Raw genomic sequence first — 12,836 nt, 5'->3', positions numbered from 1 at the left:
CGGATACAGTCGGCCCCATGACCAAGTGGGAATACGCAACCGTGCCGCTGCTCGTCCACGCCACGAAGCAGATTCTGGACACCTGGGGCGAGGACGGCTGGGAGCTCGTCCAGGTCGTGCCCGGGCCGAACAACCCCGAGCAGCTGGTGGCCTACCTGAAGCGGGAGAGGCAGGCGTGAGCGCGGTCGAGGCGAAGCTCACGGAGCTCGGGCTGACGCTGCCGGCGGTCGTCCCGCCGCTGGCCGCCTACCAGCCGGCCGTGCAGAGCGGGCCCTACGTCCACACCTCCGGCCAGCTCCCGATGGTGGAGGGCAAGCTTCCGGTCACCGGCAAGGTCGGTGCGGAGGTCACCGCGGAGGAGGCCAAGGACCTCGCCCGCATCTGCGCCCTGAACGCGCTGGCGGCCGTCAGGTCCGTCGCGGGCGACCTGGACCGGATCGCCCGTGTGGTGAAGGTCGTGGGCTTCGTCGCCTCCGCCGCCGACTTCACCGGCCAGCCCGGCGTCGTCAACGGTGCGAGCGAGCTGCTGGGAGAGGTCCTCGGCGACAAGGGCGTGCACGCGCGCAGCGCGGTGGGTGTGGCGGTGCTTCCGCTGGACGCGCCGGTCGAGGTCGAGATCCTGGTGGAGCTCGTCCAGCCGTAGCGCACGGGTGGCCGGCGAGGTGATCACCGCCTCTCGAACATCCGCTCACCACGGGATAGCCTCGCGCCCATGGCGAACGGTCAGTGGTACCCCCCGGAGTGGCCGGACCGGATCCGCGCGCTGGCGTCGGGCTCCCTCACACCGGTGACCCCCAAGCGCGCGGCCACGGTCATGCTGCTCAAGGACACGGGCTCAGGACCCGTCGTCCACATGCTGCGCCGCCGTGCCTCCATGGCCTTCGCGGCGGGCGCCTACGCCTATCCGGGCGGCGGCGTCGACCCGCGGGACGGGGGCTTCTCGCCGCCGGACCGGAGTGAAGGTCCCGGGGGCCGCCCCATCCGCTGGGCCGGCCCCACGCGCGCGTGGTGGGCGGACCGGCTCGGCGTCGACGAGACGGCCGCCCAGGCGATCGTCTGCGCGGCCGTACGCGAGACGTACGAGGAGGCGGGCGTCCTGCTGGCCGGGCCGGACGCCGACTCGGTCGTCGGCGACACCACCGCGCCGGACTGGGAGGCGGACCGCGCCGCCCTGGTCGCGCGCGACCTCTCCTTCGCCGAGTTCCTCGACCGCCGCGGACTGGTGCTGCGCTCCGACCTGCTGGGTGCCTGGACGCGCTGGATCACCCCGGAGTTCGAGGCCCGCCGCTACGACACCTGGTTCTTCGTCGCCGCCCTGCCCGAGGGGCAGCGCACGCGCAACGCCTCCACGGAGGCGGACCGCACGGTGTGGATCCGGCCGGCCGAGGCGGCCGCGTCCTACGACAAGGGCGAGCTGACGATGATGCCGCCCACCATCGCGACGCTGCGGCAGCTGACGGCGTACGGGACGGCCGCGGACGCGCTCGCGGCGGCCCCGGGCCGCGATCTGACGGCCGTCCTGGCACAGGCCCGTCTGGAGGGCGACGAACTGGTGCTGTCCTGGCCGGGCCACGACGAGTTCACCAAGCACATCCCGACCGGTGGAGCCCCCGCATGACGGACGCGAGCGCCCTGCCCGGCCGGCCCCGGGGCGGGGTCGTGACCGGACCCGCCACCGCGCGCGCGGTCAACGTCCTCGCGCCCAACCCGTCCGCGATGACCCTGGACGGCACGAACACCTGGCTGCTGTCCGAGCCCGACTCGGCGGTCGCCGTCGTGGTCGATCCCGGCCCGCTGCACGAGGGACACCTGCGCCATGTCCTCGACACCGCCGAGCGCGCGGGAAAGCGCGTCGCCCTGACCCTGCTGACCCACGGTCACCCCGACCACGCGGCCGGCGCGGCCCGCTTCGCCGAGCTGACCGGGACCAAGGTACGGGCGCTGGACCCGGCGCTGCGGCTGGGCGACGAGGGACTGGGCGCCGGGGACGTGGTCGATGCCGGCGGCCTGGAGCTGCGGGTCGTGGCGGCGCCCGGCCACACCGCGGACTCGCTGAGCTTCCACCTCCCGGCCGACCGGGCGGTGCTGACGGGCGACACGGTGCTGGGGCGCGGCACGACGGTCGTCGCGCACCCGGACGGCCGCCTGGGCGACTACCTGGACTCCCTGCGGCGCCTGAGGTCCCTCACGGTCGACGACGGCGTCCACACGGTCCTGCCGGGCCACGGGCCGGTTCTGGAGGACGCCCAGGGGGCTGTGGAGTACTACCTCGCCCATCGCGCCCACCGGCTCGCCCAGGTCGAGACGGCCGTCGAGCACGGGTTCCGGACGCCTTCCGAGATCGTGGCCCGTGTGTACGCCGACGTCGACCGCACCCTGTGGCCGGCGGCCGAGCTGTCGGTGGGGGCCCAGCTGGACTACCTGGCGGAGCACGGGCTCATCTGAGGCCGAGGTGCGTCCCCGCCGGGCCGCCCGCACCCTGGAGGGCATGTGCTGCGTCCTCCGGAGGGAGCGTGGTCGGCATGGCCCGTAACCGCCGTCTGATCCTCACCTCGCCGTCGGAGGTCTGGAGCCTGCTGAGCGACGGCCGTCGCTACGGGGAGTGGGTGACGGGCACCCGGCGGATCCTCGCGGCGGACGCGCACTGGCCCGAAGTCGGCGCCCGCCTCAAGGTCCGCGTCGGCGTCGGCGCCCTGACCGTCGACGACACCTGTGTCGTGCGGATCAGCGAACCGGAGCGCCGGCTCGAACTGGAGGCGCAGGCCGACCCGTTCGGCGCGGCCCGTATCGCCATGACCCTGCTGCCCTGGGGCGGCGCCACGCTCCTCACCATCGACTGGCACCCTCTGCGGGGCCCCGGCGTCCGGATGCACGGACTTCCCGTGGACTACGTCGTCAGGGTCCGCAACGGCATGATGCTGACGAAGCTGGCCCGGATCGCGGTGCGCGAGGGGCGACGCCCGCTCGGCAGGGCCTCGGCGCCCTGACTCCCGTGCACGCGCGCGTGCTGCACGGCGCGTCCGGGTGCGAGGTGAATCCAGGGCGCGAGGCGAGTCCGGGGGCGGCGGTCGGCGTACGCCTGGCCGCCCACGCCGGCGGACCTGGTGCCTGGCATCAAGATCCTGGCATCCAGGTCCCGGGAGGCGTCAGCGCGAGCGCTTCGCGAGGCGCTCCACGTCCAGGAGGATGACCGCACGGGCCTCCAGCCGCAGCCAGCCGCGCTGGGCGAAGTCGGCGAGGGCCTTGTTGACCGTCTCGCGGGACGCGCCGACCAGCTGGGCCAGCTCCTCCTGCGTGAGGTCGTGGACGACGTGGATGCCCTCCTCGGACTGCACGCCGAACCGGCGGGACAGGTCCAGCAGGGCGCGCGCGACACGGCCGGGGACGTCGGAGAAGACGAGGTCGGACATCGCGTCGTTGGTCTTGCGCAGGCGCCGGGCGACGGCGCGCAGCAGCGCGGTGGCGACCTCGGGGCGGGCGTTCAGCCAGGGCTGGAGGTCACCGTGGCCGAGACCGAGCATCTTGACCTCGGTCAGCGCGGTGGCGGTCGCCGTGCGCGGGCCCGGGTCGAAGAGCGACAGCTCACCGATGAGCTCGCTGGGACCGACCACGGCCAGCATGTTCTCCCGGCCGTCCGGCGAAGTGCGGTGCAGCTTCACCTTGCCCTCGGTGACCACGTAGAGCCGGTCGCCCGGGTCGCCCTCGTGGAACAGGGAGTCACCTCGCGCGAGGGTCACCTCACTCATGGAGGCGCGCAGCTCCGCGGCCTGCTCATCGTCGAGCGCCGCGAAGAGCGGATTGCGCCGCAGAACGTCGTCCACGAGTTCTCTCCTTGTCGACCTGCTCAGGGGAGCTTTCTCCCCAGGTGTTCCAAGGCACCCTGGTGCCCATTTTGCCCGACCGTCCAAACAGTGTGATCTGTCACAAGGATGCCGCACCGGTGTCCACTGGTAAGCGGCAGGGGTCCAATTGGGCGCTGATCTTCAGGGTCCGGGGCGGATGTCGGTGCCGGGGCTTAGGCTGGCCGGGTGTCCAAAACGCCGGTGAGAGCACAGGCACAGGGGGCTGCGCGGGTGGTTGCACGTCGAGATTCCGCTATGGGCGAACAGGATTCCGGCGGCGAGGAGAAAGCGGCAAAGACGGCGAAACGGGTGGCGTCGCAGCAGGCCGTTCCCGCCGGGCGGGCCGTCGCGAAGAAGGCCGCCCCGGCGAAGCCGACGGCCGCCGGGAAGACCCGCGCGAAGAGCCCCGCCGCCGCCCGGAAGAGCGCCACCGCCGCGAAGACCTCGACGGCCCGGAAGAGCACCACCGCCGCGAAGAAGGCCGCCGCCCCCGGGAAGTCCTCGGCCGCCGGCAAGGCGGCGGACACCCCGCGGCCGCCGCGCGACGAGTCGCGGACCGCGCTGGTCCGCCGGGCCCGCCGGATCGACCGCGAGCTCGCCGAGGTCTACCCGTACGCCCACCCCGAACTCGACTTCGAGAACTCCTTCCAGCTCCTCGTCGCCACGGTCCTGTCGGCCCAGACCACCGACCTGCGCGTCAACCAGACCACTCCCTCCCTCTTCGCGAAGTACCCGACCCCGGAGGACCTCGCCGCCGCCAACCCCGAGGTGGTCGAGGAGATCCTGCGGCCGTGCGGCTTCTTCCGGGCCAAGACCAGGTCGGTCATAGGGCTGTCCAAGGCCCTCACGGAGGACTTCGGGGGCGAGGTCCCGGGCCGGCTCGAGGACCTCGTCAAGCTGCCCGGCGTCGGCCGCAAAACCGCCTTCGTCGTCCTGGGCAACGCTTTCGGCCGTCCCGGGATCACCGTGGACACGCACTTCCAGCGGCTGGTCCGGCGCTGGAAGTGGACCGAGGAGACCGACCCGGACAAGATCGAGGTCGCCGTGGCGGAGCTGTTCCCGAAGAGCGACTGGACGGACCTCTCGCACCACGTCGTCTGGCACGGCCGCCGCATCTGCCACGCCCGCAAGCCCGCCTGCGGCGCCTGCCCCATCGCACCGCTCTGCCCGGCGTACGGCGAGGGCGAGACGGACCCCGAGAAGGCGAAGAAGCTGCTCAAGTACGAGAAGGGCGGTTTCCCCGGCCAGCGGCTGAGGCCCCCGCAGGCCTATCTGGACGCGGGCGGCAAGCCGGCCCCTCCGCTGGGGTCCGCATGACGCGGGGCAGCGACGCGTACGCCCCACCCGGAACGATCGCGGTGCCGCGCCACGTTGGACCATCAGGACGACGGGGGTGGCGATGACGCGGGCGAGTGAGACACGAGGCGGCTCGGTGGCGCTCAGCAAGGACGGGCTGCCCGAGTGGCTGGCCCCCGTGGTGCGCGCCGCCGAGACGGTCGAGCCGCGCCAGCTGAGCCGGTTCCTGCCGCCGAAGGACGGCGCGGGCCGCCCGTCCGCAGTGCTCGTCCTGTTCGGGGAAGGCGAGCGCGGCCCCGAGCTGCTGCTGATGGAGCGGGCGAGTTCGCTGCGCTCGCACGCCGGGCAGCCCTCGTTCCCCGGCGGCGCGCTCGACCCCGAGGACGGCGACCCGAAGGCGGACGGCCCGCTGTGGGCGGCCCTGCGCGAGGCCGAGGAGGAGACGGGCCTGGACCCCGCCGGTGTGCAGTTGTTCGGCGTGCTCCCCCGGCTCTACATCCCGGTCAGCGGCTTCGTCGTGACGCCGGTGCTCGGCTGGTGGCGGGAGCCGAGCCCGGTGGGAGTCGTGGACCCGAACGAGACGGCCCGCGTCTTCACGGTCCCCGTGGTGGATCTCACGGACCCCGCCAACCGCGCCACGGCCCTGCATCCCAGCGGCCATCGAGGTCCGGCGTTTCTGGTCGAATCCGCCCTTGTCTGGGGTTTCACCGCCGGAATCATCGACCGACTGATGCACTACGCGGGCTGGGAGAGACCGTGGGACCGCGACAAGCAGGTCCCGCTCGACTGGCGGTCATGACAGGGTGACGTCGTGCTGTTGCCGGGCCCCCGGCCGACCAGGTGTGATCGCGGAATGACGAGGCGAGGCTTGAAGCGGTGAACGTGCTGGACATCCTGTTGCTGGTCGCCGCCGTGTGGTTCGCGATCGTGGGCTACCGCCAAGGCTTCGTCGTCGGCATCCTGTCGGTGATCGGCTTCCTCGGTGGTGGCCTCGCCGCGGTCTACGCACTGCCCGTCATCTGGGACGCGCTGACCGCCAACGCCGAGGTGAGCACCACCGCCGCCGTCGTGGCGGTCGTCGTCGTGATCGTCTGCGCCTCCGTCGGCCAGGCCCTGACGACCCATCTGGGCAGCAAGCTGCGCCGCTACATCACCTGGTCCCCGGCCCGCGCCCTGGACGCGACCGGCGGCGCCCTCGTCAACGTCGCCGCCATGCTCCTGGTCGCCTGGCTGATCGGCTCGGCGCTGGCCGGCACCACCCTGCCGACGCTCGGCAAGGAGGTGCGCAGCTCCAAGGTGCTGCTCGGTGTGTCGCGGGCGCTGCCCACGCAGGCCGACACCTGGTTCGCGGACTTCTCCTCCGTCCTTGCGCAGAACGGCTTCCCGCAGGTCTTCAGCCCGTTCGCCAACGAGCCCATCACCGATGTGCAGCCGCCCGACCCGGCGCTCGCGGGCAGCGCCGTCGCGGCCCGCGCCCAGCGTTCCATCGTCAAGGTGATGGGCACGGCGCAGGACTGCGGAAAGGTCCTGGAGGGCACCGGCTTCGTCTTCGGCGAGCGCCGGGTGATGACCAACGCGCATGTCGTGGGCGGCGTCGACGAACCCACCGTCCAGATAGGCGGCGAGGGCCGGCGCTACGACGCCACGGTCGTCCTCTACGACTGGCAGCGCGACATCGCGGTGCTCGACGTGCCGGACCTGGACGCGCCCGCCCTGAAGTTCGCCGGCGAGGACGCGGGGACCGGGGACGGCGCGATCGTCGCCGGCTTCCCGGAGAACGGCGCCTACGACGTGCGCTCCGCGCGCGTGCGGGGGCGCATCACGGCGAACGGCCCGGACATCTACCACCGGGGCACGGTCCGCCGCGACGTCTACTCGCTGTACGCGACCGTCCGACAGGGCAACTCCGGCGGCCCGCTGCTGACACCCGACGGCGAGGTCTACGGTGTGGTCTTCGCGAAGTCCCTCGACGACGCCGAGACGGGATACGCGCTGACCGTGGACGAGATCCGCGAGGACATCACCAAGGGCCGAACGGCGAACCAGCAGGTGGGCAGCGACAGCTGCGCCCTGTAGTCCGGGGGAGTGCGCGGCCTTCGGGCCGTAGGGGGGGGTCAGCCGCGCGGATGACGCAGCCGTACCGAGACCCAGCGGGCCCGGCGGCGCAGAATGCGCGGAATGCCCACCCTCAGGTCGGTGGCGGCCAGTTGGGGGGTGCCCCGGTGATGGGTGCCCGGACCGCTCGCCGAGCGGTGTGTGCGTGCCGCGTCACTGTGTTCGTGCGTCCAGCCCATACCCGACGTCTGCCCCGTCCCAAGGTCCATAACCGCCTCCGGCGCGCTCAATTGGCTTATGCGCCAGGCATTTGGCAGTTCGTATGACAGGTGCATCGCACCGCATTCCGGGCGGAACGGCGCGCCGGGCCGTCGAGTCCGCGGCCTCCACGCCCGGTCGGGGCGGCCGGGAGCTTGCTCAGGCGATGTCAGCGGTCCGGCTCGGGGTCCTTCAGCCAGCTGATCAGCTCGTGGGAGAACGCCGCCGGGTCCTCCTCGTGCGGGAAGTGGCCGAGACCGTCGAACAGGCGCCAGCGGTAGGGGGCTTCGACGTACTCGCCGGAGCCGGCCGCGCTGCGGGTGCGCATCACGGGGTCGAGCGAGCCGTGCAGATGCAGGGTCGGCACCCGGACCGGGCGCTTCATCCGGCGGTTGAACTGGATGCCGTCGGGACGCGCCAGCGAGCGGACCAGCCACCGGTACGGCTCGACCGAGCAGTGCGCCGTCGACGGGATGCACATCGCGCGCCGGTACGTCTCCACCGCCGCGTCCTCCGGCAGCCGCGGCCCGGACCAGTCCCGGATCAGCCGGCCCACCAGCGCCCCGTCGTCGGCGACGAGCTGCCGCTCGGGGATCCACGGCCGCTGGAAGCCCCAGATGTGCGAACTGGCCGCCGTCTGCCGCGCGTCGGCCAGCATCGCCGAGCGCCAGCGCCGGGGGTGCGGCATCGACGACACGACCAGGCGGCGCACCAGCTTGGGCCGCATCACGGCCGCCGTCCAGGCCAGATAGCCGCCGAGGTCGTGTCCGACGAGCGCCGCGTCCGGCTCGCCGAGCGAGCGGACCACACCGGTGATGTCGAGGGCGAGGTTGGCCGGGTCGTAGCCGCGCGGGGTGCGGTCGCTGCCGCCGACGCCCCTCAGGTCCATGGCGACGGCCCGGAACCCGGCGTCCGCGAGCGCGACCAGCTGGTGCCGCCAGGCCCACCAGAACTGCGGGAAGCCGTGGACCAGCATCACCAGCGGCCCGTCGCCCAGCTCCGCGATGTGGAAGCGCGCGCCGTTCGCCGCCACCTCCCGGTGCGTCCAGGGGCCGTCCGGGCGGACGACCGAGGCGGGCTGCGCCGAAGGAGTGTCGGGTTCCGTCATGACGACGAGCGTGCCACAGCCTCGATGGCCTCGGGGGCGCGGTCGCGCGCCGGCGCGGGCAGCGCGGGCAGCGCGGGCCGCTCGGGACGCGGGTGCGGCCGGGCCTTCTGCAGGACGCCCGCCGTCTCCTTCATCGACGCGGCGACCTTCTGCGGGCCCTTGCTCTTCTTGGCCTTCTTCGCGAACACCACACCGATCAGCGCCAGTACGAGGGCGATGAGGACGTTGGCCGCGAACGACAGCAGGAAGCAGACCGCGAGGTTCCACCCGCTCCAGGTCCGGATGCCGTACGCCAGCGCGAAGTTGAGCATCGGCAGGGAGAACAGGAGCAGCCCGCCCGCCACCGCGAACGCGCCGCCGCTCGTCGCACCGCGCTTGACGTCCTGCCTCAGCTGGGCCTTGGCCAGCGCGATCTCGTCGTGCACCAGCGCCGACATGTCGGCCGTCGCCGAGGCGAACAGCTGGCCGATGCTGCGTTCGGCGCCGACCGGGCTGCCGTCGGGTGCGCTCATCGCGGTCTCCCTCTTCTGCGTACTGCTGCGTACGGGGTCAGTCGGTGCCCGACTGGGTACGGTCCCGTCTTTTGTACCGTCTCGTCAGATCATGCCGGACCGCTGCCCTCATCGCCTGCCCCGCCGCCCACTTCGGCAAGCTCGGCGGCCCTGACCGCGGCGAGCCGGCGGTGCTCGGCGGCCTTGCGGTCGTGGATCTCCGCCATCCGCAGGTGGTAGGCCGGGTCGTGCTCTTCGTAGATGTCCGGGATGCCGTCGAGGTCGTCGTCGCGCTCCTCGTCCTCGCAGAGCCTGCGGTACTTGACGTTCCGTACCTTCAGCAGCACCGTCGCGATCAGTGCCGCGATCAGCGACCCGGTCAGTACGGCGGCCTTGACCTCGTCCGTCAGCACCGCGTCGCCCTCGAACGCCAGCTCCCCGATGAGCAGCGAGACCGTGAAGCCGATACCGGCCAGCGACGCGACGGCGAAGACGTCCGCCCACTCCAGGTCCTCGCTCAGCGAGGCCCGGGTGAAGCGGGCGGCCAGCCAGGTGCCGCCGAAGATGCCGACGGTCTTGCCGACGACGAGTCCGAGGACGACGCCCAGCGTCTCCGGCTTGGTGAAGACATCCCCGAGGACGCCGCCCGAGACGGAGACACCCGCACTGAACAGGGCGAACAGCGGTACGGCGAGGCCCGCCGACAGGGGGCGCACCAGGTGTTCGATGTGCTCGCCGGGTGAGTGCTCCTCGCCCTCGTGCGTGGTGCAGCGCAGCATCAGGCCCATGGCGACGCCGGCGATGGTGGCGTGCACGCCGCTGTTGTACATCAGCGCCCAGATCACCAGGGCCAGCGGGACGTAGACGTACCAGCCGCGCACACCCTTGCGCAGCAGCAGCCAGAAGACACCGAGCCCGACGAGGGCGCCGCCGAGGGCGGCGAAGTCGAGGGAGCCGGTGAAGAAGATCGCGATGATCAGGATCGCGAACAGGTCGTCGACGACGGCGAGCGTCAGCAGGAAGGCGCGCAGGGCGCTCGGCAGCGACGTACCGATGACGGCGAGCACGGCGAGCGCGAAGGCGATGTCCGTGGCGGTCGGCACCGCCCAGCCGGCCAGGGAGCCGCCGCCCAGGCCGTTGGTGAGGCTGTAGACCAGCGCCGGTACGGCCATGCCGCACAGGGCGGCGATCACCGGCAGCACGGCCGCCCTGGGTTCGCGCAGATCGCCGGCGACCAGCTCACGCTTGAGTTCCATGCCGGCGACGAAGAAGAAGACCGCGAGCAGGCCGTCGGCCGCCCAGTGGGCGAGGGAGAGGTCGAGACCGAGGGCGGCGGGACCGATGGGAAAGTTCGCGACGGTCTCGTAGCTGTCGCCCAGGACGGGGAGGTTCGCCCATATCAGCGCGACGAGCGCGGCGACGAGCAGGAGCACGCCGCCGACCGTCTCGGTGCGCAACGCGTCCGCGACGAAGTTCCGCTCCGGAAGGGACAGACGGCCGAAGATCTTGCGAGCGGTGCGGGGGGCGGTCACGAGGAAGGCCTCCGGTCGGTGGGCAGCGCGAGCGACATGCCGACCAGACTTCCCGGCGCACCTGGAAGCATTGTCGCACTGTTTACGCGGTCCTTAGGCTGGCTAAGGTGCGGCGGGCCGTCAGCCGACCTTCACGTTACGTGCGAATGCGGAACCCGGCGAGCAAAAGGGGCACCCGGCGACCGTCGTCCGTCTCGGACGCGTCGGTCGCCGGGTGCCCCTTCCGTGCCGGGCTCAGTCCTCGCCGGGCGCCGCCGGGAGCTTCGCCTGGATGAGGTCCATGACCGCCGCGTCGGTCAGCGTCGTCACATCACCGAGCTGGCGGTTCTCGGCGACGTCGCGCAGCAGCCGGCGCATGATCTTGCCGGAGCGGGTCTTCGGCAGCTCCGCCACCGGCAGGATGCGCTTGGGCTTGGCGATCGGGCCGAGCGTGGTCCCGACGTGGTTGCGCAACTCGCCGACCAGGTCCTCGGTCTCCGCCGCGCTGCCCCGCAGGATCACGAAGGCGACGATGGCCTGCCCGGTCGTCTCGTCCGCCGCGCCCACCACGGCCGCCTCGGCGACGGAGGGGTGGGAGACCAGCGCGGACTCGACCTCGGTGGTGGAGATGTTGTGCCCCGAGACCAGCATGACGTCGTCGACGCGGCCGAGCAGCCAGATGTCGCCGTCGTCGTCCCTCTTCGCGCCGTCGCCGGCGAAGTACTTGCCCTCGAAGCGCGACCAGTAGGTGTCGAGGAACCGCTGGTCGTCGCCCCAGATCGTGCGCAGCATCGACGGCCACGGCTCGGTGAGGACCAGATAGCCACCGCCGCCGGCGGGCACCTCGTTCGCCTCGTCGTCCACGACGGTGGCGGCGATACCGGGCAGCGGCGTCTGCGCCGAACCGGGCTTGGTCTCGGTGACACCGGGCAGCGGCGAGATCATCATCGCGCCGGTCTCGGTCTGCCACCAGGTGTCCACGATCGGCGTGCGGTCGGCGCCGATGTGCTTGCGGTACCAGATCCAGGCCTCGGGGTTGATCGGCTCACCGACCGAGCCCAGGACCCGGAGGCTGGAGAGGTCGAACTTCGCGGGGATGTCGTCGCCCCACTTCATGAACGTCCGGATCGCCGTGGGCGCGGTGTAGAGGATCGTGACCTTGTACTTCTGCACGATCTCCCAGAAGCGGCCCTGGTGCGGGGTGTCCGGGGTGCCCTCGTACATCACCTGGGTCGCGCCGTTGGCGAGCGGCCCGTACACGATGTACGAGTGCCCGGTCACCCAGCCGACGTCGGCCGTGCACCAGTACACGTCCGTCTCCGGCTTGAGGTCGAAGACCGCGTGGTGGGTGTACGACGTCTGGGTGAGGTAGCCGCCGGAGGTGTGCAGGATGCCCTTCGGCTTACCCGTCGTACCGGACGTGTAGAGGATGAAGAGCGGATGCTCCGCCCCGAAGGCTTCCGGGGTGTGTTCGGCGGACTGACGGTCGACGACGTCGTGCCACCACACGTCACGGCCCTCGGTCCAGGCCACCTCCTGGCCGGTCCGGCGCACGACGAGGACGTGCTCGACGTTGCCCGCCTTGTCGGCCGCGTCGTCCACGGCCGGCTTGAGCGCGGACGGCTTGCCGCGCCGGTAGCCGCCGTCGGAGGTGATGACGACCTTGGCGTCCGCGTCCTGGATGCGGGTCGCGAGCGCGTCGGCCGAGAAGCCGCCGAAGACCACGGAGTGCGCGGCACCGATCCGGGCGCAGGCCAGCATCGCGACCGCGGTCTCGGGGATCATGGGCATGTAGACGGCCACGCGGTCGCCCTTGCGGACGCCGAGCTCCAGCAGGGCGTTGGCGGCCTTGGAGACCTCGTCCTTGAGCTCCGCGTAGGTGACGGCGCGGCTGTCGCCGGGCTCGCCCTCGAAGTGGATGGCCACGCGGTCGCCGTGCCCGGCCTCCACATGCCGGTCCACGCAGTTGTACGCGACGTTGAGCTCGCCGTCCTCGAACCACTTGGCGAACGGCGGGTTCGACCAGTCCAGTGTCTGCGTCGGTTCCTTGGCCCAGGTCAGCCGACGGGCCTGCTCGGCCCAGAAGCCGAGCCTGTCAGCCTTGGCCTGTTCGTACGCCTCCGCCGTGACGTTGGCGTCCGCGGCCAGGTCGGCGGGTGGCGCGAACCTGCGCTCTTCTTTGAGCAGGTTGGCCAGGCTCTCGTTGCTCACGACATCTCCCTCTCGAAGGGTGTCCGTTGTGTCCCAGGCCACAGCTCATCAGACCTGACGGCCC

14 protein-coding genes are annotated in these 12,836 nt (G+C 72.0%); 8 read left to right on the top strand and 6 right to left on the bottom strand.

The window, feature by feature from the left end:
• The first annotated feature begins 17 nt into the window (after positions 1-17).
• From ACWCPM_RS02190 to ACWCPM_RS02170, 5 genes are all read left to right on the top strand, one after another.
• Positions 18-179, top strand: coding sequence for a DUF4177 domain-containing protein (locus tag ACWCPM_RS02190; RefSeq protein WP_010986011.1), 162 nt, complete (start codon positions 18-20; stop codon positions 177-179).
• On the top strand, positions 176-643 hold the full coding sequence (locus ACWCPM_RS02185; RefSeq protein WP_450974215.1) for a RidA family protein: 468 nt from the start codon (positions 176-178) through the stop codon (positions 641-643). Before ACWCPM_RS02190 ends, ACWCPM_RS02185 begins: the two co-directional genes overlap by 4 nt.
• 69 nt (positions 644-712) lie before the next feature.
• Positions 713-1,618, top strand: a complete 906-nt coding sequence (locus tag ACWCPM_RS02180; RefSeq protein ID WP_450974214.1) for an NUDIX hydrolase — start codon at positions 713-715, stop codon at positions 1,616-1,618.
• Positions 1,615-2,445 (top strand): MBL fold metallo-hydrolase, encoded by an 831-nt coding sequence (locus ACWCPM_RS02175; RefSeq protein WP_450974213.1) that lies wholly within the window; start codon positions 1,615-1,617, stop codon positions 2,443-2,445. The genes ACWCPM_RS02180 and ACWCPM_RS02175 overlap by 4 nt, the downstream gene beginning before the upstream one ends.
• Positions 2,446-2,522: 77 nt before the next feature.
• A complete protein-coding gene (locus tag ACWCPM_RS02170; protein ID WP_450974212.1) occupies positions 2,523-2,987 on the top strand; it encodes an SRPBCC family protein in 465 nt (154 codons plus the stop codon).
• Between the two features lie 159 nt (positions 2,988-3,146).
• Here ACWCPM_RS02170 and ACWCPM_RS02165 read toward each other — a convergent pair whose 3' ends face one another.
• On the bottom strand, positions 3,147-3,821 hold the full coding sequence (locus tag ACWCPM_RS02165; RefSeq protein ID WP_351138581.1) for a Crp/Fnr family transcriptional regulator: 675 nt from the start codon (positions 3,819-3,821) through the stop codon (positions 3,147-3,149).
• A 276-nt stretch (positions 3,822-4,097) separates the two neighbouring features.
• Between ACWCPM_RS02165 and nth the strand changes: the two genes are divergently transcribed.
• The 3 genes from nth to ACWCPM_RS02150 all read left to right on the top strand — a co-directional run bounded on the left by nth (position 4,098) and on the right by ACWCPM_RS02150 (position 7,214).
• The gene (gene nth, locus ACWCPM_RS02160) at positions 4,098-5,159 is read left to right on the top strand and encodes an endonuclease III (protein WP_450974211.1); all 1,062 of its coding nucleotides are present in this window, start codon (positions 4,098-4,100) and stop codon (positions 5,157-5,159) included.
• 82 nt (positions 5,160-5,241) lie between these two features.
• On the top strand, positions 5,242-5,937 hold the full coding sequence (locus ACWCPM_RS02155) for an NUDIX hydrolase (RefSeq protein WP_450974210.1): 696 nt from the start codon (positions 5,242-5,244) through the stop codon (positions 5,935-5,937).
• Positions 5,938-6,014: 77 nt separating this feature from the next.
• Positions 6,015-7,214 carry a MarP family serine protease gene (locus ACWCPM_RS02150; RefSeq protein WP_450974209.1) on the top strand — a complete coding sequence of 400 codons (1,200 nt, stop codon included), beginning with the start codon at positions 6,015-6,017 and terminating at the stop codon, positions 7,212-7,214.
• Between the two features lie 38 nt (positions 7,215-7,252).
• On the opposite strand, the gene ACWCPM_RS02145 is transcribed toward ACWCPM_RS02150, so the two are convergent.
• The 5 genes from ACWCPM_RS02145 to acs all read right to left on the bottom strand — a co-directional run bounded on the left by ACWCPM_RS02145 (position 7,253) and on the right by acs (position 12,772).
• A complete protein-coding gene (locus tag ACWCPM_RS02145) occupies positions 7,253-7,432 on the bottom strand; it encodes a hypothetical protein (RefSeq protein WP_450974381.1) in 180 nt (59 codons plus the stop codon).
• A gap of 188 nt (positions 7,433-7,620) precedes the next feature.
• A complete protein-coding gene (locus tag ACWCPM_RS02140; protein ID WP_450974208.1) occupies positions 7,621-8,559 on the bottom strand; it encodes an alpha/beta fold hydrolase in 939 nt (312 codons plus the stop codon).
• Positions 8,556-9,071, bottom strand: coding sequence for a phage holin family protein (locus ACWCPM_RS02135; protein WP_450974207.1), 516 nt, complete (start codon positions 9,069-9,071; stop codon positions 8,556-8,558). Before ACWCPM_RS02135 ends, ACWCPM_RS02140 begins: the two co-directional genes overlap by 4 nt.
• Before the next feature lie 89 nt (positions 9,072-9,160).
• The gene (nhaA, locus tag ACWCPM_RS02130) at positions 9,161-10,582 is read right to left on the bottom strand and encodes a Na+/H+ antiporter NhaA (protein WP_450974206.1); all 1,422 of its coding nucleotides are present in this window, start codon (positions 10,580-10,582) and stop codon (positions 9,161-9,163) included.
• A gap of 234 nt (positions 10,583-10,816) precedes the next feature.
• Positions 10,817-12,772, bottom strand: a complete 1,956-nt coding sequence (gene acs, locus ACWCPM_RS02125) for an acetate--CoA ligase (RefSeq protein WP_450974205.1) — start codon at positions 12,770-12,772, stop codon at positions 10,817-10,819.
• Positions 12,773-12,836: the final 64 nt, after the last annotated feature.

This window comes from Streptomyces sp. NPDC002309 (assembly GCF_053593375.1).
This window is presented reverse-complemented; position numbering and strand designations above follow the sequence as displayed.